Origin of the sequence: Brevibacillus jepli (assembly GCF_047229145.1) — a bacterium.
GTDB lineage: Bacteria > Bacillota > Bacilli > Brevibacillales > Brevibacillaceae > Brevibacillus.
Window position 1 is genome coordinate 162,544 of the sequence record NZ_JBFEFW010000001.1, and the last position, 20,449, is coordinate 182,992.

The window sequence follows — 20,449 nt, forward strand, 5'->3', positions numbered from 1 at the left end:
CAGATGCGTGACCAAGCAGAGCAACTCCGTGAGCGGATGCTACAAAACAAGAAGACACGACCAACTAGACTGGTGACAGTGACAAGTGGAAAGGGTGGTGTCGGCAAGTCCAATTTCAGCTTGAATTTTGGGCTTGGTTTGATCGAGAAGGGACATAAGGCGGTATTGTTTGACTTGGATCTGGGTCTGGCAAATCTGGATGTATTGATGGGAATTACGCCGAAAAAGCATCTGTTTCATTTGTTAGAGCCAGATACGACTGTTTGGGACATTATCGAGAACGGACCTGGCGGCTTAGAATTCATCGCAGGTGGTTCTGGATTTACGCAGATTATGCAGCTAGATGATCACAAGCTTGATCGCTTGTTCTCGCATCTGGACCCGCTGCAAGGCTATGCCGACACAATCATTTTTGATACGGGAGCAGGCTTTTCCAAGGAATCCATGCGGTTCATGCTCTCCTCAGATGAGGTCATTCTCGTTACTACACCCGAACCCCCAGCGATAACCGATGCATATGCAGTCATCAAGATGCTACACGCACGTAATCCGGCTGTCTCCATTCGATTGGTGATAAACCGAGCATCGTCGGAAAGGGAAGGGAAAATGACTGCGGACAAGCTCACGATGGTTTCCAAACGTTTTTTGAATATGGAAATTCAGTCGCTTGGATATGTGTCGGATGATCCTTATGTTTCAAAAGCTGTAAAACAGCAGCGTCCTTTTCTACTTACATATCCACAATCGCAAGCCGCGAGAAGCATACGAAATCTGGTTGAGCGGTATTTGGATCGTCCGGTTGCTTCAGATGCTTCTGTCAGTGGGCTCAAAGGTTTTCTTGCGAGGTTGAGGCACTTCATACGATGAGACATAAAAGTAGGAAGGGAGCGACATTCGAATGAGCAAAATTCGCGTTCTCGTCACGGACGATTCTGCATTTATGCGTAAAGTGATTACGGACATATTATCTACGGATTCTGAGATTGAAGTCATTGATCGAGCGAAGAACGGACTCGAATGTATTGAAAAGTGTAAAGAACTAGCTCCGGATGTTCTCACACTCGACATTGAAATGCCGGTCATGAACGGGCTGGACGCTCTGGAAAAACTAATGAATGAATGCCCTCTCCCTATCGTCATGTTAAGTAGCCTGACGAAAGAAGGGGCAGAAGCTACGATTCATGCATTGGAGCTAGGTGCGTTTGATTTTGTCACGAAGCCATCAGGTCCAATTTCTCTGGACATCCATAAAGTAGGCGATCGACTTATCGAGCGAGTTAAGGCTGCAGCAGCCTCCAAAGTTCGCATGAGAAAAATGACGCCGCGAGTAATCAAACCCGTATCATTAGATCCGACAGCAGCACTTGTTACACCGGCATCCCCAGTTATCCGTACGAAAATACCGAGCCCGCCTGCCGTGTTGCGTACACAAGTGGGCGGAAAGGCAAGACTGGTGGTTCTAGGTACATCCACGGGTGGGCCTAAAGCATTGCAGAGTGTACTTACTGCAATTCCGGCGAACTTCCCGGCGCCAATTGCCATCGTTCAACATATGCCAGCAGGTTTCACAAAATCGTTAGCAAATCGGTTAGACTCGTTGTGCCAAATCAGAGTGACCGAAGTAGTGGATGGCGAGTATCTCGAGAATGGTACAGCTTACATCGCTCCAGGAGGCTTTCATTTCGAAGTTCGACAGGTGAATGGAAGGCTACAGGCCCATTTACATCAAGAGGAGCCACGAGGCGGTCACAGACCATCTGTCGACATTCTTTTTGAATCAGTCAGTCGATTGACAAATGTAGACAAATGGGCAATCATCATGACAGGCATGGGAAATGATGGGACTAAAGGGCTAAAGCTCATGAAGGAGCTGGGCAGCGTCACAAGCATTGTCGAAGATGAGTCGAGTTGTGTCGTTTACGGGATGCCACGAGCGGCGATTCAAGCAGGTTTGGCCGACAATGTGGCCCCATTGGAGAAGATTCCAGAGCTGTTGTGCAAGCTCTTGCACTGATTTTTGGGAGGTGGATCACCTATGGATATGAATCAGTATTTGGACATGTTTATTGAGGAGTCAAAGGAGCACCTACAGGCAATCAACGCTAATCTATTACTCTTGGAAAGTGATCCGGGTAATATTGGCCACGTCAAAGAAATTTTTCGTTCCGCGCATACATTGAAAGGTATGTCAGCAACCATGGGCTTCGAAGACATGGCGAGCTTGACTCATGAAGCGGAAAACGTGCTTGACCTGATTCGCAATCAGAAATTAACCATTACCAGCGATATCATGGACGCTATTTTTCAAAGCGTAGATTTGATCGAAGGAATGGTAATCGATATTACAGAAGGCGGAGACGGTTCAGCGGATGTATCCGCAATTGTTAAGAAGCTGAGAGCCATTGTAGCAGGCGACTTTTCTGCTGAGCAGGAAATAGCCGCTACGATGACAGTAGTAGAAGCACCGCAAGAGGAAAGTACCCAGGCAGAAGATCACGAGCTGGATGATTATGCGATTATGGTCTTGCAACAGTCGCAAGAGCAAGGCAACAACGTTGTGTGGATCAAAGTCACATTAAATGAAAACTGCTTGCTCAAGGCTGCTCGCTCCTACATGGTTTTTGATCAATTGGAGTCCATGGGTGAAGTGATCAAAACGAAGCCAGCGGTTGAAGATATCGAGAATGAGCGCTTTGAACAATCGTTTGAAATCGCATATGTGACGATGCAACCGATTGAAAAAGTTCGCAATACGATTCTTAACATTTCGGAAATCCAAGATGTGACAATCGATACGATTCAATTGAAAAAAGAAGCCCCACCTGCTCCAGTTGTGCAACAGACATCCGCACCTGCTGAGAAGGGAGCAGCGGAAGCTCCTCAGGCACCTGTGAAAAAGGCGGCTGCAGGTGGAAAAACGATTCGTGTTGATATCGAGCGGTTGGATATCTTGATGAATTTGTTCAGTGAATTAGTGATCGACCGCGGTCGACTGGAGCAGCTCGCACGCGAGATCGGAAAAAGCGAACTGCAAGAAACCGTGGAGCATATGAGCCGCATCAGTGGCGATCTGCAAAACATCATTCTGACCATGCGCATGGTTCCAGTCGAGCAAGTATTTAATCGATTCCCGCGTATGATTCGTGATTTGCAAAAAGATCTGAATAAAAAAGTGAATCTGGAGATTATCGGTGCAGAGACAGAATTGGATCGTACCGTTATCGATGAAATCGGTGATCCGCTGAATCACTTACTGCGAAACTCGCTTGACCACGGAATTGAGTCTCCAGCAGATCGGAAAAAAGCTGGGAAGCCGGAAGAAGGCACAATCGAGCTGCGAGCTTTCCACAGTGGCAACCACGTATTTATCGAAGTAAAAGACGATGGTGCCGGAATCAACAAGGATAAAGTACTGAAAAAAGCGCTTGAACGTGGCATCGTGAATCCTGCCAACGCAGATAGCATGAGTGACAAACAGATCCACGAGCTGTTGTTTGCAGCAGGATTTAGTACAGCAGAGGTTATTTCGGATATTTCCGGTCGCGGTGTTGGGCTGGATGTTGTGAAATCCAAAATTGAATCGTTGGGCGGTAGCGTCGGTGTAGATTCTGTGCGCGGTCAAGGTACTACATTCCTCATTCAATTGCCACTGACACTCTCCATCATCTCCGCGATGCTGGTACAAGTGAAAGATGAAAAATACGCAGTCCCACTTAGCTCCATTATTGAGACGGCTGTATTCAAAAAAGATCAAATTATGATGGCTCACCGCCAAAAAGTGATCGACTTCCGTGGACGAGTTGTTCCGCTCGTGTCGCTCCAGGACATTTTCCAAGTGCCTGATAATGGTGAAACGACAGAAGATGAAGTGGCAGTTGTCATCGTCCGCAAAGGTGAGAAAATGGCAGGACTTGTCGTCGATTCGTTCATCGGCCAACAAGAGATTGTACTTAAATCTCTCGGCAAATATCTCGTCAATGTATTTGCCATTTCTGGCGCAACGATACTTGGAGACGGTCAAGTCGCGCTCATCATAGATTGTAACTCACTGATTAAGTAGAAGGAGGGGCAGCCACATGCTCGATCAAAAAGAAGTCGTTAGCGAAGTCAAAGTGATTGTCTTTCGATTGAAGGACGAAGAGTATGGTGTAGAAGTTCATCAAGTGAAATCCATTGAAAAGCTGGAGCATATCACAAGAGTTCCTCGAACGCCTAGTTTCGTCAAAGGCGTTATTAACCTTCGTGGAGTCGTGACACCGATTATCGACTTGCGAAATCGCTTTTCGCTCGAAGAAAGCGTCTATTCCGAAGCGACGCGGATCATTATCGTAGCGGTAGGCGAGTTGGAAGTTGGGCTGATTGTAGATGCTGCTAACGATGTCATCGACATTCCAGTTGATGCGATTGAACCACCTCCTGAGGTTGTAGGAGGAGTGGAAGCAGCTTATTTGCGAGGCGTCGCTAAGCTGGACAAGCGACTGTTAATCCTCTTAAACCTCGATAAGGTTCTGAGCACAGAGGAAATCAAGCAGTTGGACGCAATTGAGGGGTAAGCGACATGGGTGATTTTACGAAGTTTGGGGATTTCCAATTTGACGTTTTACGGGAAATCGGGAACATCGGTGCTGGTCACGCTGCCACGGCTCTCTCCAAGCTCATGCAAAAAGAAATCGATATGAAAGTTCCTCAAGTTAGCATTATTCCCTTTGACGAAGTCGCAGATTGTGTAGGGGGAGCGGAAACTGTAGTGGTTACGGTCTTCCTTCGGGTCGAAGGGGATAGCCCGGGGAACATGTTCTTCATCCTTGATCTAGATTCTGCTAAGCACCTGCTCGAGCAAATCACGGGAATCAATAAAGATGTGTACGAGTGGGAAGAATTGGAGATTTCAGCGCTGCATGAGATTGGAAACATCTTAACGGGTTCTTATCTTTCATCGTTAGCTGATTTTACACAGCTAAATTTGCAGCCGTCCGTACCTGCACTTGCTGTGGATATGGCTGGAGCTATTCTAAGCTACGGATTAATAGCGTTGGGTCAAGCGGGTGACTTTGCCCTCACGATTGACACCGCTTTTTTTGAAGGCAATGACCAAATAAAAGGGAACTTTTTCTTAATTCCTGATCCTGAATCGCTCCCAATACTATTTCGTTCATTAGGGGTTCCGTTCGATGGAGATTATTAAGATAGGGATGGCTGATCTCGGTGTGGCAAAGCCGCCGAGTAAGCTTCGTACCACCGGGTTAGGTTCTTGCGTAGGGGTAGTGCTCTACGATCATATCCATAAAATTGCAGGTATGGCACATGTTATGCTCCCTGAATCGTCACTGGCTAAAGGCGGAGAGCTATCCATTGGCAAGTACGCGGATACGGCAATACCCCATCTGATTCAACTGATGGAGAAGGCTGGTGCGCAGTCGAAGCATACGGTTGCTAAGATAGCTGGCGGTGCTCAAATGTTCGCTTTTTTAGGTAATAATGACACCATGCGGATTGGGCCTCGTAATGTAGAGGCATGCAAGCTTGCTTTGAAGGATGCTCATATAAAGATCGTGGCAGAAGATACAGGGGGAAACTGCGGTCGGACGATAGAGTTAGATGCCACAAACGGTATTCTTCAAATCAGGACCGTAAATCAAGGTGTGAAGGAAGTATAACGAATGTTAGGAACCATTTGGATTAATTTTGGCTTAGGAATGCTCGCATTTCTTGTAACGCTGGTTACGGCGGTGGCAAGTAATGTCTGGCTAGTGTCACTGGAGAGGGCAGGTATTGCATTTGTTCTATTCTTCCTCGCTGCATTTCCAATTCGCTGGCTGCTCGCAACGTTCATACAGTCATCCACCCCACCAATGGTTACTGACGCGCTAGAGGGGACAAGCTCTCCTCTAGCGGAAGGTGGGGTTGTACTGGAAATCGGACAAGTAAACGAGGAAGATCAAACATTTGCACCACTCTCAATCAACAAGATGGAAAGGATTCATCCAACTGAGGATCCAGCCACCGTTGCAGAGGTCGTTAGGCGCTTATCAGATGAGTAAAGGTTGGTGACTATTCGTGGCACGGCTAACCAGTCAAGAAAAAGCAAAAGAATTCGATAAATGGGTCATGTGGAAACAAGAGGGTAGTCGCGAGGCGGAGGTAGACTTGGTCACGCGGTTTTTGCCACTGGTAGACAAGGTGGCAAATCGGTTAGCGATTAATTTGCCGGCGAATGTGGACAAGGATGACTTGATTAGTTATGGTCGCTTTGGACTGTTGGACGCTTTGGCCAAGTTCGATCATACCCGGGGTCTGCAATTTGAGACGTATGCCATGTGGCGTATTCGTGGCGCGATGATCGATGGACTCCGCGAGAACGACTGGATCCCTCGTACCGTCCGAGACAAGGCCAAAAAAATCGAAGAAGCATATACAACCTTAGAACAGCAAATGCTGCGAATGCCAACCGATCAAGAAGTATCTGAATATCTGGGGATAAGCAAAAAGGAGCTTCAACAGGTTTTCCTGGAAACGTCTCTTGCCAGCATGGTTTCGATCGATGAGGCAGTAGGGGATGAAGACGAACAGAAAACAGCAAGACATTCGTATATCATCGATGAGCTTACACCACGTCCTGATAATGTGGCGGAAGTATCCAGCTTAAAAGAGGTTCTCGTAACAGTCATCGACAAATTGCCTGAAAAGGAACGGTTGGTTGTCTCCTTGTTTTACTTCGAAGAAATGACTTTATCTGAAATAGCGGAAATCATGAGCTTGTCACCTTCAAGGATATCCCAGCTGCATTCCAAGGCTCTTTTCCGACTTCGTTCTGCGTTGTCCAGATGGAAATCGCAATTGATGTAAAAGAAATTACCCAAGCTTGAGAGGGGTAGAATGATGGAAGGGATCGGGAAATATAGAATAGAAGTAAAAATTTCAGCTGATAAACTTGAGGCTGAAGTACTTCTAAGGGTCGACGAACAAGATATTGACGACATTGTTGTCATGGAAAATGATGTATACAAAGCGCTGCAGGCAAACAATGTGAAATATGGAATCCTCGATGAGGAAATTCAGAAATTATGTACTTTGCCCGCGAAGTATGCAAACGCGAGACTAAAAATTGCGCAGGGTGTTGCTCCTGTGCCCGGTTCCGATGCAACAATCGAATATCCGTATTTGGCATCTATTAATGAAGGGGAAGGTCCAAAAGAGCTAGAGGATGGACGGGTTGATTTCTATAATGTTACAACCATTCCCAACGTGGCAAAAGGACAGCTCTTGGCCCGCAAGACATCAGCTAGCCCGGGAAGCCCAGGCACAGCAGTTACCGGAGAGCCCATCGCTCCCAAAGCCGGCAAGGAAATAAACATAAAGCCTGGGAAAAATGTTGTTCTGAATCAAGAGCGAACGATGTTATACGCTGCAATTGACGGACAAGTTTCCTTTACAGACCAGGTAAAAATGAATGTCTTTCCCGTATTTGAAGTAAACGGGGATGTTGATTTTGGTGTTGGCAATATTGATTTTGTGGGAACGGTGGTCATTCGCGGGAACGTATTGAATGGCTTTCGCGTAAAGTCATCAGGGGATATCCGTGTACTAGGCAGTGTAGAAGGCGCTGAGTTGTACGCGGAAGGCTCGATTGAAATCAAAAGCGGGATTGTTGCGCAGGACAAAGGCTGCATCGTTGCGGGAAAAGACGTCCGGACATCCTTTATCCAAAACGCCAATGTCACGGCAGGCAATCAAGTGATCGTTTCGCAAAGCATTATGTTCTCAACAGTAAGAGCCGGAAAGCAAATTATTTGCAAAGGGGCAAAAGGCTTTATCATTGGGGGCGTGCTGCAAGCAGGTGAAAAGATCGCAGCTCGTGTATTTGGGAACAGCAGCGCCACACCTACTATTCTAGAGGTAGGGGTAAAACCAGAATTAAGGCAAGAGCTAGCGAATATTCAGAAAGAACTGCAAAATGTGTATGAAAATTTACGCAAAACAGACCAGGGCTTGGGAGTTATTAATCAGATTCTCCAAGTAAGCAAAGAACTGCCTGCTGACAAACGACTCATGCAAATCAAGCTAACCAATACTCGTTTGGTTCTCGAAAAAGAAAGCAAGGAACTGGAAGCACGCAGAAATGATATCGAGCTTGAGTTGAAAGGCGAAGGCCCAGCAGCAATTGAGGCGTATCATGTGATGTATCCAGGAATCAAAATGACGTTTGGAAAGCTCGTGCACTTTATCAAGCATGAGTATGCGAGAACGCGCTTTATTGTGCTCGACGGTGAGATTAGCACAGCAACTCTTATCTGATCAAGGATGCTCTTTCTAACTAGTGCAAATAAGGGAGTTGGGGCCATATGAGTTTGAAAGCGGTTGAATTACAGGTGGCAATACCACGTACGTTAGAAGTCAGCCGTATTCAGGAGCATCAGCAACAACGTTCCATGCATGAACAACAATCGATGATTGATCAGCGCAGAGAGCTGGATGAACACATGCGCCAGCGTCCTGGCGATATTGAGCAATCACAGAAGAACGAGATACGTGAAAGAGAGAAAAAGCAAGGGCAGCAACATCAGGACAAAAATGAATCCTCGGAGAGCCAAATGTCCGGATCGAGTGAGGGTATATCTACGAGCGCTGATCTAATGAGAGATCCGTTGCGTGGACGCATTATTGATATTTCATTATAAAAGAAATGAAGCCAAGCCAGAAATAAAGGTGGACAACATGGACGTAGTGTATCCCATCCTGATCGGAGCAGGAATCATCAGTATGCTTCTTGCGTTCGTCATTAAAAAGAAGCAGCCTGTTGACTCCTTTTCCTCCTTACCGACACAACGCACAACGGACAAGGACGAGCTTGAAAAAAATATGCAGCGTCTTCAAAAACAATGGAAGCAAGAAACAAATCTTCTTGCTTCTGAGTGGCAAGAAATGAGAGCGGATCTACTACAGGATATCGCTAGTCTGCACAAGAGATTAGACAACATGGATCAGCAGTTAAAGCAGAGCATAAGCCACAAGCAAGACGCTCCGAAGAACACCGACGTAATAGAACCAGCTTCGCAAGTTCAAGATGTGGATATGCTCGCTTTGCGTGAACGGTATCGCCGTGTATTTGAGCTGAGTAAAGAAGGCTTGTCTCCGGATGAGATCGCAAAACGACTCGGTGCTGGCAGAGGAGAAATCGATCTGATCTTCTCCTTGGCAGACAAGCATGAGCGAGGTCTTGCCGATGCGTAAACAAGAGCTATTATTCGGCTTTGGAGCAGGTTTAATTGTGGCTACATCAATTCTTGGGCTGTTAGCGCCTAAACAGGCTGCTCCAGCCCCTGCCATGACTGCAGACCAGATGAAAGTAGCAGCACAAGAGCTGGAAATGGTCGTGCTCACCGCAGAAGAATACAAACAGTGGCAGGAAGAAAAGAAAGTGAACCTACAGCCAGCCCCAGGAGGGCCTAAGGCTCCAGAATCACCAAAGGTAGGGCAAACTGCGCCACCTGTCACAAAAGAGCCGCAGACGCCTACTGTACAGCCAGCGGCACCTGCAGCACCACAAGAGCAAAAGGTCGCTCCCTCAGTAAATCCAGTAAGTAAGGGCACACAACCGAACCAAACAGTACCGACCACGCAAACACCAGCAACTAACGTGGTGGCACCTACAGCTCCAACAGTGGAGGCGCCAACAGTTGATAAGAAGGTTTCTTTCACTGTCCCTTACAAAGCAACCGCAGAGGATGTCGCGAACATTCTTGTAAAGGAAGGAATTCTTCCTGCAGAGAATCAATTTGTGGCACAGCTCCGCGCTAGCGACAAGCTAGACCGTATTCGGGTCGGCACCTATGAGGTGTCCAACTCTGCTAAGGAAGCAGACATTGTTAAATTGATTACAACACCGCCTAAAAAATAAGGCGGTTTTTTCAATGGATCATAATGCGAACACTTGTGGTTAACCAAAGATGGCCAAAACTATTTTTTACGAAATAAATGGAATTCGTTTGTTGCAATTGAAACTCCCATATGATATATTCATTTACGGTGTTGAAATCGCACGTCCACCAATTCCGGCAACGGTGCTGCCTATAGGCAGAATTGCTTGGAACATGCGGTGAGGCGGAGGTAGGCATCACAAAAACCATTTTTGAAGGAGGTGTGAAATATGGCAGTAATTTCGATGAAACAATTGCTCGAGGCTGGTGTACACTTCGGTCACCAAACTCGTCGTTGGAACCCGAAAATGGCTCGCTATATCTTCACCGAACGTAACGGAATCTACATTATCGACCTGCAAAAAACCGTTAAAAAAGTAGAGGAAGCGTACAACTTCGTACGTGAACTCGCTCAAGACGGCGGTAAAGTGCTCTTCGTTGGTACGAAGAAACAAGCACAAGAATCCGTTAAAGAAGAAGCAGAACGCACAGGTCACTACTTCATCAACCAACGTTGGTTGGGTGGTACTCTGACAAACTTCACTACCATCAAAAAACGTACATCTCGCTTGGCTGAGCTGAAGCGTATGGAAAACGATGGTACTTTCGAAGTATTGCCTAAGAAAGAAGTTATCGTTCTGCGCAAAGAAATGGATCGTCTGGAAAAATTCTTGGGCGGTATCGCTCACATGGATAAACTGCCTGACGCTCTGTTTGTTATCGATCCTCGTAAAGAGCGCATCGCTGTAGCAGAAGCTCGTAAATTGGGTATCCCAATCGTTGCTATCGTAGATACTAACTGCGATCCAGATGAAATCGATTATGTGATCCCAGGTAACGATGACGCAATTCGCGCTGTGAAATTGCTCACTGCTAAAATGGCAGACGCTCTGCAAGAAGGAAACCAAGGAACAGAGCAACAAGCAACAACAACTGCGTAAGCATGTGTGTTAAAGGGTGGACTGAGGGTGTCAGAACCCCCGTCCATCCTTTTTTGCTGAATAGCGTCGCCAAGTTGTTAGCAGGCGACATGCTTTTCGACTATAATAGGATCGTAACTTTCCGAGGAGGTTTCACTCAATGGCAATTAGTGCACAAGCGGTTAAAGAACTGCGCGAGCGTACAGGCGCAGGTATGATGGATTGCAAACGCGCGTTGGAAGAAACAGCAGGTGACATGGAAAAAGCAATTGACTTGCTCCGTGAGCGCGGTGTAGCGAAAGCAGCGAAAAAATCCGGACGCATCGCAGCAGAAGGTTTGACTGCTACAGCAATCGCGGGTAACGTTGCAGCAGTTGTAGAAGTAAACTGCGAGACAGACTTCGTTGGTAAAAACCCTGAGTTCCAAACACTTGTAAAAGACATCGCTGAGCACGTTGTATCCCAACGTCCTGCATCTGTTGAAGCAGCTTTGGAGCAACCATTCAAAGGCGCTGGCGAAACTTTGGCTCATGTAATCAACGAGAAAATCGCGACTATCGGAGAAAACATCTCCTTCCGTCGTTTCGCAATCTCTGAGAAAACTGACGCTGGCGTATTCGGTGCTTACCTGCACATGGGTGGCCGTATCGGCGTTCTGGTTACTTTGGAAGGTACACAAGACGAGACACTCGCTAGAGACCTGGGAATGCACGCTGCAGCGTCCAACCCACGTTTTGCTAACCGTGAAGAAGTTTCCGCTGATGAGATCGAGCGTGAGCGTGAAGTTCTGAAAAACCAAGCACTGGCTGAAGGCAAGCCTGCTAACATCGTTGAGAAAATGGTAGAGGGCCGTCTCTCCAAGTTCTTCGAAGAGTACGTACTGGTTGAACAACCATTTGTTAAAGATCCTGACAAGAAAGTAGCTGCACTGTTGAAAGAAGCAGGTGCTACCTTGAAAGAATTCGCTCGCTTCCAAGTAGGCGAAGGTATCGAGAAGAAACAAGAAGACTTCGCAGCTGAAGTAATGGCGCAAGTAAATAAGCAATAATAAAGGTTATAGGGAACACCTTCGTGTTCCCTATTTTCAAAGCGAGAGTTTCACTTTGTGTGAAACTCTCTGCATGTAAATAGAAGTGTGTACCTGTTCCCTTGTAGAAGGAATGAAGACTGGGCACAGAGAATGATTCATGAATGGAGGCCGTTTCACATGCCACTTCCTGCCTATAAACGGGTTGTGTTAAAGTTGAGTGGGGAAGCACTGGCGGGGGACTTGGGTTATGGTATTGACCCTAAAGTTATTTTCTCCGTCGCTAACCAGATCAAGGAAATCGTAGAATTGGGTGTACAAGTCGCAGTAGTCGTCGGAGGAGGTAACATCTGGCGCGGACTTTCCGGCAGCTCTAAAGGCATGGATCGGGCTACAGCCGATTACATGGGGATGCTGGCCACAATTATGAACTCACTCGCCTTGCAGGATGGGTTAGAAAAAGTGAACGTCCCGACTCGTGTTCAAACCTCGATTGAGATGAGACAGGTAGCAGAACCATACATACGCCGTCGTGCCATTCGTCATTTGGAAAAAATGCGTGTGGTCATCTTCGCTGCCGGCACTGGTAACCCTTACTTTTCAACGGATACGACTGCTGCACTGCGCGCGGCTGAGATCGAAGCAGAAGTGATCCTGATGGCGAAAAACAAGGTTGACGGTGTGTACTCTGCAGACCCGAGCCTTGACCCGAACGCTCAGAAGTACGACCAGTTGACATTCCTGGAAGTGCTGAACAAAGGTTTGGGCGTCATGGATTCTACAGCATCCAGCCTGTGCATGGATAACAGTATTCCATTGATCGTCTTTAACATTTCTGAAGAAGGTAATATTCGTCGGGCAGTAATGGGCGACAAAATCGGTACTCTGGTGAAAGGGGAATAATTATGCCACAAACTGTGCTAAAAGACATGGAAGATCGCATGAATAAAGCGATCAATGCTTTGAAAAAAGACCTGTCCAGCCTGCGTGCAGGACGTGCGAACCCAGCGATGCTGGACCGCGTAACAGTAGATTACTATGGCTCGCCAACACCGATCAGTCAATTGGCAAACATCAGCGTACCAGAACCACGTATGCTGACTATCCAGCCATGGGATAAAACAGCGCTCAAAGAAATTGATCGTGCGCTGCAGCAATCGGATTTGGGAATTTCTCCATCCAACGATGGCGTGATTATCCGCCTGATCATTCCTCCACTCACAGAAGAGCGTCGTAAAGAGCTGGTGAAGCTGGCTGGAAAAGGTGGAGAAGAAGCAAAGGTAGCGATTCGTAACATCCGTCGCGATGCAAACGAGGAAATCAAAAAGCTGGAAAAGGCTGCTACCATTTCTGAAGATGATTCCCGTCGTCACCAAGAAACGATCCAAAAGACTACGGATAAATTCATCGCTGAAGTTGACAAGACTGTCAAGGACAAAGAAAAAGACATTTTGGAAGTATAGGTAATGGTAGTCCCCCTCGCTTGAGGGGGATGTACGTCTATATCTCTCATTACGGGGGAACACTTTATGTTAGAACATCTGGCGCGCAAATGGGGCCGCAAAGAAAAGCAATCGGAGCCAGCCGAATTCGATCGTTCCGGTAAAATTCCGGAGCATGTGGCAATTATTATGGATGGCAACGGTCGTTGGGCCAACAAGCGCAGTTTACCCCGGGTTGCCGGGCACCGTGCAGGAATGAAAGCTGTAAAAGAAGTCGTGAAGGTTGCAGACGAGATTGGCGTGCGTTATATCACGATGTATGCATTCTCTACTGAAAACTGGAAGCGCCCGCGCGATGAAGTGGATTTTCTTATGAAACTTCCGCAGGAATTTTTGTCGACAGAATTGGATGAATTAATAGAACGTGGAGTCCGTATTCGCATGCTGGGCAGTAAAAGCGAACTGCCTTCTCATACGTTAAAAGCTTTGCTGGAAGCGGAAGAGAAGACAAAGAACAATAGCGGTCTTCAATTGAATTTTGCCCTGAATTATGGAGGGCGTGATGAACTTGCAAAAGCATTTTCAGTAATGGCAGCACAAGTAAAAGCAGGTGAACTTCAACCAGAGCAACTGAATGAGGAATTGATTTCCAGCTACCTGTATACAAGCGAAATTCCCGATCCAGACCTCTTGATTCGCACGAGTGGTGAGATTCGCTTGAGTAACTTTATGCTGTGGCAGTTGGCATATACAGAATTATGGTTTACGGATGTGCTGTGGCCTGATTTTACCCGTGAACATTTTTATCAAGCAATCGTGGAATACCAAGGCCGAGCTCGTCGCTACGGGGCGGTATAGCCGAGAGGTGGAATCAGTTGAAGCAACGTATAATAACAGGCCTGATTGGTGGGGCTGCTTTTCTATTATTGATGTATGCTGGTGGAGTCTGGTATTCACTTTTGGTGTTTTTACTGGCTGTCATTGGCTATTTTGAATTTATGAGAATGGCTGGGATTCAGTCATTTTATTTGGCAGGATTGCTCGGATATGTATTGATGTTAAGCATTTTGTGGCCGTCTCTATTATTTTCGGATTGGCTCAGTATCAGCATGCCGGATCTGATGCTGCCCGTCATCCTGCTCTTGTTGATTTACTCCGTCCTACGGAAAAATCAGTTTCACATTGAACACGTCGCCCTTACGTTGGTGGGGGCGTTATACATAGGCTACGGTTTTACGTATATGGCCGCTACCCGAAATCTTCCAGATGGATTCATGGTTACTGTCATGGTTATTATGGGAATCTGGGCGACTGATTCGGGCGCCTATTTTGTCGGAAAAGCCATAGGTAAGCGCAAGCTGTGGCCAGAAATAAGTCCAAACAAGACCGTGGAAGGGGCTTTAGGAGGTCTCATTGCTTCCGTCTTGATTGTTCTTTCCATCAATGCAAGCTTTGGCAATTTGTCACTTAATCAGGCTATGACCATCGCACTCGTTGCTGGTATCGTCGGGCAATTGGGTGATTTGGTTGAGTCGGCATTCAAACGGCATTTCCAAGTGAAAGATTCAGGACAGCTCATTCCTGGTCACGGAGGCGTTTTGGATCGTTTTGACAGTTTTTTGCTCGTCTTTCCGGTTCTACATCTATTAGGTATTGTCTAAAACCTTTTGCATATAGAAAGAGATATAGAGGGTGAAATCCGTGAAAAAAATAGCGCTCTTAGGTTCAACGGGCTCAGTTGGAACGAGTACACTCGAAGTAGTAGACCAGCACCCAGAAGAGTTTTCAGTGGTGGCCATGGCTGCTGGAACGAACGTCGATCTATTGACGCGTCAGGTGGAAAAATTCAAGCCAGAGCTCGTATCTGTGGGAAATGAGCAGGCTGCCGTTGAACTGCGAGAAAGATTGGCGGGCAAGTCTCAACCTGAAATTGTTTACGGTTCGGAAGGCTTGGAACTGGTTGCCCGTCATGAAGCTGCCAATTTTGTTATGACTGCTGTTGTTGGAAGCGTAGGAGTTGCTCCTACGCTAGCTGCAATCGAGGCGGGAAAAACAATTGGACTGGCCAATAAAGAGACACTGGTGAGCGCTGGCCCTGTCGTCATGAAACGAGCGAAAGAAAAAGGCGTATCGATTATTCCGGTAGACAGCGAGCACTCAGCCGTCTACCAATGTCTGCAAGGGGAGCGCAAGGAAGATGTAGCACGCATCATTTTGACCGCTTCAGGCGGTTCGTTCCGTCATCTCCCCCGTGAGGATTTGCAGCAAGTGACGGTAGAGCAGGCGCTTGCACATCCAAACTGGAGCATGGGTGCAAAAATTACCATCGATTCTGCAACCATGATGAACAAAGGTTTTGAGGTGATCGAGGCTCATTGGTTGTTTGATTTACCTTATGAGCAGATTGAATGCGTATTGCATTATGAAAGTATCATACACTCTATGGTAGAATACAAAGACAGAGCGGTTATGGCCCAACTCGGTACGCCAGATATGAAGGTCCCGATTCAGTACGCCATGAGCTATCCCATCAGAAAAGAACTGCCTACGGAACCACTTGATTTAGTCAAGATCGCTACGCTCCATTTTGCAGCCATGGATTATGAGCGTTATCCTCTGTTAAAATTAGCGTATGAATGCGGCAAAGCAGGTGGTACGCATACAGCCGTATTGAATGCAGCCAATGAGGTCGCAGTCGATAGGTTCTTGAAGGGAGCAATCAGTTTTTTAGACATCGAGAAGGTGGTCAGAAAAACTTGCGAAGCTCACCCTGGGGTAGCAAGTCCAGAGCTTGCAGATATTTTTGCAGCTGATGAGTGGGCACGCTCTTATGCGCTCGTATCCATATAAGGAATATGAGTGTTAGATACTTGACAGAAAGGTGGCTGTTCACTTGCCTTTACCCAACTTGGATTCCGTTGAATCAATTCTCGCGATAGTAGCTGTATTTGGGGTACTTGTCTTTGTGCACGAACTAGGACACTTCCTCTTGGCCAAGAGGGCAGGGATCTTGTGTCGTGAATTCGCACTAGGCATGGGGCCGAAAATTTTTCGCGTGAAGCGGGGAGAAACGGAATACACCCTTCGCCTTTTACCTATCGGAGGACTTGTCCGCATGGCGGGGGAAGACCCGGAGATGGATATGTTGAAACCGCACATGGAAGTAAGCGTGGAGCGGGATGCGTTAGGAAAGGTCACACATATTTTGCTCGATGGGCCAAGTTCTGGTTCTGCTCGTGCGATCACTGGTACAGTAGTACGATTTGATCTGGAGCAAAATTTAAATATCGTTCTTGAGCTGGATGGGGAAGAGAAGACGTTTGCTGTTCATCCACAGGCACAGTTGGTTAAGGATGGACAAGAAGTGCAGATTGCCCCTCTGAACAGACAGTTCAAAGGCAAGACCGTTTCGCAACGTTTTTGGGCGATTTTTGCAGGACCTGCTGCCAACTTCTTGCTCGCGTTCGTCTTGTTCATCGTCATTGGCTTTTTGTACGGAGTACCGAATGGCAGCTATCTGGGAGAAGTCATCCCGGGTGGACCTGCTGCACAGGCTGGATTAAAGCAAGGGGATAAGCTGATTGCGATACAAGGTCAGCCTGTATCCTCGTGGAAAGACGTAGTAGAGAAGATTAGTAAAGCGCCGGATCAACAATTAACATTTGAGTACGAGCGCAATGGCCAACGTATGACTGTGCCAGTTAAAGTAGGGAAAGACGAAAACAACGTGGGTAAAATCATGGTAACAAATGCGACCACGTATGCCCCAGGAGAGGTTCTGAAATACGGTGGGACTCAGACTTACGATTTTACTATGATGATCTTGAAAAGCTTGGGGATGCTCGTCACCGGCGAGTATGGACTGAAGGACTTGAGTGGTCCAGTAGGCATTTTCAAGATGACAGGAGAGGTTGCTCAACAAGGCATGGCGATTCTGTTGAAATGGGCTGCTGTCTTGAGCATTAACCTTGGTTTGTTCAATCTGTTGCCACTGCCAGCCTTGGATGGTGGACGTCTCGCTTTCTTGGGAGTAGAGGCGCTGCGTGGTCGACCTGTTGACCCGCATAAAGAAGGAATGGTTCATTTCTTGGGCTTTGCCTTTTTGATGTTGCTAATTTTGGTTGTGACTTGGAACGATCTGCAACGATTGTTCTCCTAATCACGTACTAACACGATAGAAAGAAAAACAGACAAAAGTAAAAGGATGGTGCAAAATGTTCAAGCGCGAGGAGACGAAACCGGTTTTTGTAGGCGGAGTGCAAATCGGGGGCCAAAAAAGCGTAGTCATCCAGTCGATGACGACAGCAGACACACGTGATGTAGAAAAAACACTGGCCGAGATTCAGAGACTGCACGATGTCGGTTGCCAAATTGTCCGCTTGGCCGTCATCAATGAGGATGCAGCCCGTGCCATCAAGAAAATTAAAGAACGCTCCCCGCTGCCTCTCGTGGCCGATATTCATTTCGACCATAAGCTGGCATTGATTGCTCTTGAGAGCGGGATTGATAAAATTCGGATCAACCCAGGGAATATCGGTTCGAAAGAGAAAACGCAACGCGTCGTAGAAGCATGCCGTGAGCGTAATGTTCCCATCCGCATCGGGGTAAACTCCGGTTCTGTCGAAAGAAGACTTTTGGAAAAGTACGGATATCCTTCTCCGGAAGCAATCGTTGAGAGTGCGATTGATCACGTGAAAATTCTGGAAGACTTGAATTACGACAACATCGTGATTTCCTTGAAGTCTTCCGATGTACCAACGATGATCCAAACGTATTCCTTAATGGCACAGAAACGTAACTATCCGTTGCACGTAGGTGTGACGGAAGCGGGTACACAGTTCTCTGGCAGCATTAAGTCTTCTGTTGGAATTGGTACCGTACTGTCGATGGGAATCGGTGACACGATCCGCGTATCACTGACAGCTGACCCAGTCGAAGAAATTAAAGTAGCAAAACAAATTCTGCGCAGCCTGGACATCGTGAACAACGATCCAGTCGTGATCGCTTGCCCATCCTGCGGTCGATGCGCAATTGATTTGATTGGCTTGGCGACCAAAGTAGAGGATGCGATTTCCACACTGAAAGTACCGTTGAAAGTAGCGGTAATGGGTTGTGCAGTAAACGGCCCAGGTGAAGCTCGCGAAGCAGATGTCGGCGTTGCCGGCGGAAATGGCGAAGGCTTGATTTTCCGCAATGGTGAAATTGTTCGGAAAGTAAAAGAAACCGAGCTGTTTGAAGAGTTGATGAAAGAAATTAACGAAATGGTCAGTGAGCAAAAACCTACAACAGTAGGGTAATGAACACTGATTGCTGATGAGGCATAAGGAGGACACGCACGTGTTGAAGCAAAGTCAAATGTTGATTCCTACCCTGCGGGAAGTGCCATCGGACGCGGAGATTGCCAGCCACAAGCTGCTGCTCCGCGCCGGGATGGCCCGCCAATTGGCTTCGGGTATTTATACGTACCTGCCCCTGGCGCTCCGTTCCCTGCACAAAATCCAAGCGATTGTGCGTGAAGAAATGAACAATGCTGGGGGACAAGAACTCTTGATGCCAGCGATGCAGCCAGCTGAGCTGTGGCATCAAACGGGTCGCTGGGATGTATACGGTCCCGAGCTTGTTCGCCTGCGTGACCGTCATGATCGTCCTTTTGCCTTGGGTCCAACCCACGAAGAAGTCATTACGAGTCTCGTTCGTGATGAAATTAACTCTTACAAGAAGCTCCCAATCAACCTTTATCAAATTCAAACCAAGTTCCGTGATGAAGTACGTCCACGCTTCGGTTTGATTCGTTGCCGTGAGTTTATTATGAAGGATGCTTACTCTTTCGATACGACACAAGAAGGTCTGGATCGTAACTTCCAGGCTATGTATGATGCATACACAAACATCTTTACGCGTGTCGGCTTGAACTTCCGTGCGGTAGAAGCAGATGCAGGTGCAATCGGCGGAAAAGGCACCTATGAATTCATGGCGTTGTGCGAAATTGGGGAAGACACGATTGCTTATTCGGAAGAAGGCGATTATGCGGCCAACTTGGAAAAGGCGGAAGTCGTGTACAAGCCATCTGCCACGCCAGCAACAGAAGCGCCAGCTAGAGAAAAATTGCATACGCCTGGCACAAAAACGATTGAGCAATTGGTACAAGCACTGCAAATCGAAGCGAAGCAAATCATCAAAAGTCTCATTTATCGCGTAGACGACAAGCTGGTTATGGTCCTCGTGCGCGGTGACCATGAGATCAACGAAGTGAAGCTGAAAAACTTGTACGATGCAACGATCGTAGGACTGGCATCTGAAGCGGATATTGTCTCGGTAACGGGTGCTCCTGCTGGATTTGTAGGACCAGTTGGCCTTGATCCTGAAAAAGTGGAAATCATCGCGGACAACTTTGTTCGAGATGTCCATGATGGTGTGGTCGGTGCAAATGAAACAGACTATCATCTGACTCACGTAGTTGCTGGCCGTGACTTCACGGTTTCTAAGTACGCTGACTTGCGCAACATTACAGAAGGCGATGAATGCCCTCGTACAGGTGGTGTCATCAAGTTTGCACGTGGTGTAGAAGTCGGTCACGTATTCAAGCTGGGTACGAAATACTCGACAGCCATGGGTGCTACGTACCTGGATGAGAACGGTCGCAGCCAACCGATGATCATGGGTTGCTACGGAATCGGTGTATCCCGTACGATTGCAGCAGTGATCGAGCAGAACAATGATGAAAATGGAATCATTTGGCCAGTAGCTGTTGCACCTTTCCATGTGCATGTGATTCCGGTCAATGTTAAAGTAGAAGAGCAACGCCAAGTTAGTGAACAAATCACAGAAGCATTGCGCAAGGCTGGCGTAGAGGTTTTGTTTGACGATCGCCCTGAGCGTGCTGGTGTGAAGTTCAAAGATGCTGATTTGATCGGATTGCCACTGCGAATCACGGTTTCCGATAAAGCGGCACAAGAAGGCACGGTGGAAGTGCGTATCCGCAAAAACGGTGAAACACACGATGTGAAGCTGGATCAGTTGGTCGCTGAAGTGAAAGACTTGCTTTCTCGTGTAGACCAAACTGGAGCTGCGTTGTTCGGCAACTAGTTTCATGCAGGAATAAGAAGAAATTTGTCGAATTTTTACGGGGTACTCCCCTAGATT

At 47.2% G+C, this 20,449-nt stretch carries 22 protein-coding genes; all 22 read left to right on the forward strand.

Features of this window, described 5'->3' with window-relative positions; all coding sequences use genetic code 11:
- Nucleotides 1-3 precede the first annotated feature (3 nt).
- The 22 genes from AB1L17_RS00880 (at nt 4) to AB1L17_RS00985 (ending at nt 20,392) form a co-directional block, all read left to right on the forward strand.
- On the forward strand, nt 4-867 hold the full coding sequence (locus AB1L17_RS00880) for a MinD/ParA family protein (protein ID WP_412843129.1): 864 nt from the start codon (nt 4-6) through the stop codon (nt 865-867).
- Between the two features lie 31 nt (nt 868-898).
- Nucleotides 899-2,014, forward strand: coding sequence for a protein-glutamate methylesterase/protein-glutamine glutaminase (locus AB1L17_RS00885; protein ID WP_412843128.1), 1,116 nt, complete (start codon nt 899-901; stop codon nt 2,012-2,014).
- 21 nt (nt 2,015-2,035) lie between these two features.
- Nucleotides 2,036-4,060: a chemotaxis protein CheA gene (locus AB1L17_RS00890; protein ID WP_412843127.1), complete on the forward strand. Its 2,025-nt coding sequence runs from the start codon at nt 2,036-2,038 to the stop codon at nt 4,058-4,060.
- Nucleotides 4,061-4,076: 16 nt separating this feature from the next.
- Nucleotides 4,077-4,553: a chemotaxis protein CheW gene (locus AB1L17_RS00895; protein ID WP_412843126.1), complete on the forward strand. Its 477-nt coding sequence runs from the start codon at nt 4,077-4,079 to the stop codon at nt 4,551-4,553.
- 5 nt (nt 4,554-4,558) lie between these two features.
- Entirely contained in the window at nt 4,559-5,185 is a 627-nt protein-coding gene (locus tag AB1L17_RS00900) for a chemotaxis protein CheC (protein WP_412843125.1), read from the forward strand.
- Nucleotides 5,172-5,657: a chemotaxis protein CheD gene (locus tag AB1L17_RS00905; RefSeq protein ID WP_412843124.1), complete on the forward strand. Its 486-nt coding sequence runs from the start codon at nt 5,172-5,174 to the stop codon at nt 5,655-5,657. The genes AB1L17_RS00900 and AB1L17_RS00905 overlap by 14 nt, the downstream gene beginning before the upstream one ends.
- Before the next feature lie 3 nt (nt 5,658-5,660).
- Nucleotides 5,661-6,041 carry a hypothetical protein gene (locus tag AB1L17_RS00910; RefSeq protein WP_412843123.1) on the forward strand — a complete coding sequence of 127 codons (381 nt, stop codon included), beginning with the start codon at nt 5,661-5,663 and terminating at the stop codon, nt 6,039-6,041.
- Between the two features lie 16 nt (nt 6,042-6,057).
- The gene (locus AB1L17_RS00915) at nt 6,058-6,846 is read left to right on the forward strand and encodes a FliA/WhiG family RNA polymerase sigma factor (RefSeq protein WP_412843122.1); all 789 of its coding nucleotides are present in this window, start codon (nt 6,058-6,060) and stop codon (nt 6,844-6,846) included.
- Between the two features lie 30 nt (nt 6,847-6,876).
- Nucleotides 6,877-8,295 (forward strand): flagellar assembly protein A, encoded by a 1,419-nt coding sequence (locus AB1L17_RS00920; RefSeq protein ID WP_412843121.1) that lies wholly within the window; start codon nt 6,877-6,879, stop codon nt 8,293-8,295.
- A gap of 47 nt (nt 8,296-8,342) precedes the next feature.
- A complete protein-coding gene (locus AB1L17_RS00925) occupies nt 8,343-8,678 on the forward strand; it encodes a hypothetical protein (protein ID WP_412843120.1) in 336 nt (111 codons plus the stop codon).
- 37 nt (nt 8,679-8,715) lie between these two features.
- Nucleotides 8,716-9,231 carry a DUF6115 domain-containing protein gene (locus AB1L17_RS00930; RefSeq protein WP_412843119.1) on the forward strand — a complete coding sequence of 172 codons (516 nt, stop codon included), beginning with the start codon at nt 8,716-8,718 and terminating at the stop codon, nt 9,229-9,231.
- Nucleotides 9,224-9,898 (forward strand): DNA polymerase III subunit gamma/tau, encoded by a 675-nt coding sequence (locus tag AB1L17_RS00935; protein ID WP_412843118.1) that lies wholly within the window; start codon nt 9,224-9,226, stop codon nt 9,896-9,898. Before AB1L17_RS00930 ends, AB1L17_RS00935 begins: the two co-directional genes overlap by 8 nt.
- 249 nt (nt 9,899-10,147) lie before the next feature.
- Nucleotides 10,148-10,858, forward strand: a complete 711-nt coding sequence (gene rpsB, locus AB1L17_RS00940; RefSeq protein ID WP_069849249.1) for a 30S ribosomal protein S2 — start codon at nt 10,148-10,150, stop codon at nt 10,856-10,858.
- Between the two features lie 139 nt (nt 10,859-10,997).
- On the forward strand, nt 10,998-11,885 hold the full coding sequence (tsf, locus tag AB1L17_RS00945) for a translation elongation factor Ts (RefSeq protein WP_412843117.1): 888 nt from the start codon (nt 10,998-11,000) through the stop codon (nt 11,883-11,885).
- A gap of 159 nt (nt 11,886-12,044) precedes the next feature.
- Nucleotides 12,045-12,767 (forward strand): UMP kinase, encoded by a 723-nt coding sequence (gene pyrH, locus AB1L17_RS00950; RefSeq protein WP_412843116.1) that lies wholly within the window; start codon nt 12,045-12,047, stop codon nt 12,765-12,767.
- Nucleotides 12,768-12,769: 2 nt separating this feature from the next.
- Nucleotides 12,770-13,327, forward strand: a complete 558-nt coding sequence (frr, locus tag AB1L17_RS00955) for a ribosome recycling factor (RefSeq protein ID WP_412843115.1) — start codon at nt 12,770-12,772, stop codon at nt 13,325-13,327.
- 66 nt (nt 13,328-13,393) lie between these two features.
- Nucleotides 13,394-14,164: an undecaprenyl pyrophosphate synthase gene (gene uppS / locus AB1L17_RS00960; RefSeq protein ID WP_412843114.1), complete on the forward strand. Its 771-nt coding sequence runs from the start codon at nt 13,394-13,396 to the stop codon at nt 14,162-14,164.
- A 17-nt stretch (nt 14,165-14,181) separates the two neighbouring features.
- Nucleotides 14,182-14,967, forward strand: coding sequence for a phosphatidate cytidylyltransferase (locus AB1L17_RS00965; RefSeq protein WP_412843113.1), 786 nt, complete (start codon nt 14,182-14,184; stop codon nt 14,965-14,967).
- A 40-nt stretch (nt 14,968-15,007) separates the two neighbouring features.
- Nucleotides 15,008-16,156 (forward strand): 1-deoxy-D-xylulose-5-phosphate reductoisomerase, encoded by a 1,149-nt coding sequence (locus AB1L17_RS00970; protein ID WP_412843112.1) that lies wholly within the window; start codon nt 15,008-15,010, stop codon nt 16,154-16,156.
- 43 nt (nt 16,157-16,199) lie between these two features.
- Nucleotides 16,200-17,465, forward strand: coding sequence for an RIP metalloprotease RseP (gene rseP / locus AB1L17_RS00975; protein ID WP_412843111.1), 1,266 nt, complete (start codon nt 16,200-16,202; stop codon nt 17,463-17,465).
- 55 nt (nt 17,466-17,520) lie between these two features.
- On the forward strand, nt 17,521-18,603 hold the full coding sequence (gene ispG / locus AB1L17_RS00980) for a flavodoxin-dependent (E)-4-hydroxy-3-methylbut-2-enyl-diphosphate synthase (RefSeq protein ID WP_412843110.1): 1,083 nt from the start codon (nt 17,521-17,523) through the stop codon (nt 18,601-18,603).
- Nucleotides 18,604-18,646: 43 nt separating this feature from the next.
- Entirely contained in the window at nt 18,647-20,392 is a 1,746-nt protein-coding gene (locus AB1L17_RS00985) for a proline--tRNA ligase (protein ID WP_412843296.1), read from the forward strand.
- The last annotated feature ends 57 nt before the right edge of the window (nt 20,393-20,449 follow it).

Excerpts from the sequence above, each read along its gene's own strand:
- frr (WP_412843115.1), top strand. The coding sequence starts at position 12,770 with ATGCCACAAACTGTGCTAAAAGACATGGAAGATCGCATGAATAAAGCG.
- uppS (WP_412843114.1), top strand. The coding sequence starts at position 13,394 with ATGTTAGAACATCTGGCGCGCAAATGGGGCCGCAAAGAAAAGCAATCG.
- AB1L17_RS00900 (WP_412843125.1), top strand. The coding sequence starts at position 4,559 with ATGGGTGATTTTACGAAGTTTGGGGATTTCCAATTTGACGTTTTACGG.
- AB1L17_RS00905 (WP_412843124.1), top strand. The coding sequence starts at position 5,172 with ATGGAGATTATTAAGATAGGGATGGCTGATCTCGGTGTGGCAAAGCCG.
- tsf (WP_412843117.1), top strand. The coding sequence starts at position 10,998 with ATGGCAATTAGTGCACAAGCGGTTAAAGAACTGCGCGAGCGTACAGGC.
- AB1L17_RS00910 (WP_412843123.1), top strand. The coding sequence starts at position 5,661 with ATGTTAGGAACCATTTGGATTAATTTTGGCTTAGGAATGCTCGCATTT.
- AB1L17_RS00895 (WP_412843126.1), top strand. The coding sequence starts at position 4,077 with ATGCTCGATCAAAAAGAAGTCGTTAGCGAAGTCAAAGTGATTGTCTTT.
- AB1L17_RS00935 (WP_412843118.1), top strand. The coding sequence starts at position 9,224 with ATGCGTAAACAAGAGCTATTATTCGGCTTTGGAGCAGGTTTAATTGTG.
- pyrH (WP_412843116.1), top strand. The coding sequence starts at position 12,045 with ATGCCACTTCCTGCCTATAAACGGGTTGTGTTAAAGTTGAGTGGGGAA.
- ispG (WP_412843110.1), top strand. The coding sequence starts at position 17,521 with ATGTTCAAGCGCGAGGAGACGAAACCGGTTTTTGTAGGCGGAGTGCAA.
- AB1L17_RS00890 (WP_412843127.1), top strand. The coding sequence starts at position 2,036 with ATGGATATGAATCAGTATTTGGACATGTTTATTGAGGAGTCAAAGGAG.
- AB1L17_RS00925 (WP_412843120.1), top strand. The coding sequence starts at position 8,343 with ATGAGTTTGAAAGCGGTTGAATTACAGGTGGCAATACCACGTACGTTA.
- rpsB (WP_069849249.1), top strand. The coding sequence starts at position 10,148 with ATGGCAGTAATTTCGATGAAACAATTGCTCGAGGCTGGTGTACACTTC.
- AB1L17_RS00885 (WP_412843128.1), top strand. The coding sequence starts at position 899 with ATGAGCAAAATTCGCGTTCTCGTCACGGACGATTCTGCATTTATGCGT.
- AB1L17_RS00880 (WP_412843129.1), top strand. The coding sequence starts at position 4 with ATGCGTGACCAAGCAGAGCAACTCCGTGAGCGGATGCTACAAAACAAG.
- AB1L17_RS00920 (WP_412843121.1), top strand. The coding sequence starts at position 6,877 with ATGATGGAAGGGATCGGGAAATATAGAATAGAAGTAAAAATTTCAGCT.
- AB1L17_RS00930 (WP_412843119.1), top strand. The coding sequence starts at position 8,716 with ATGGACGTAGTGTATCCCATCCTGATCGGAGCAGGAATCATCAGTATG.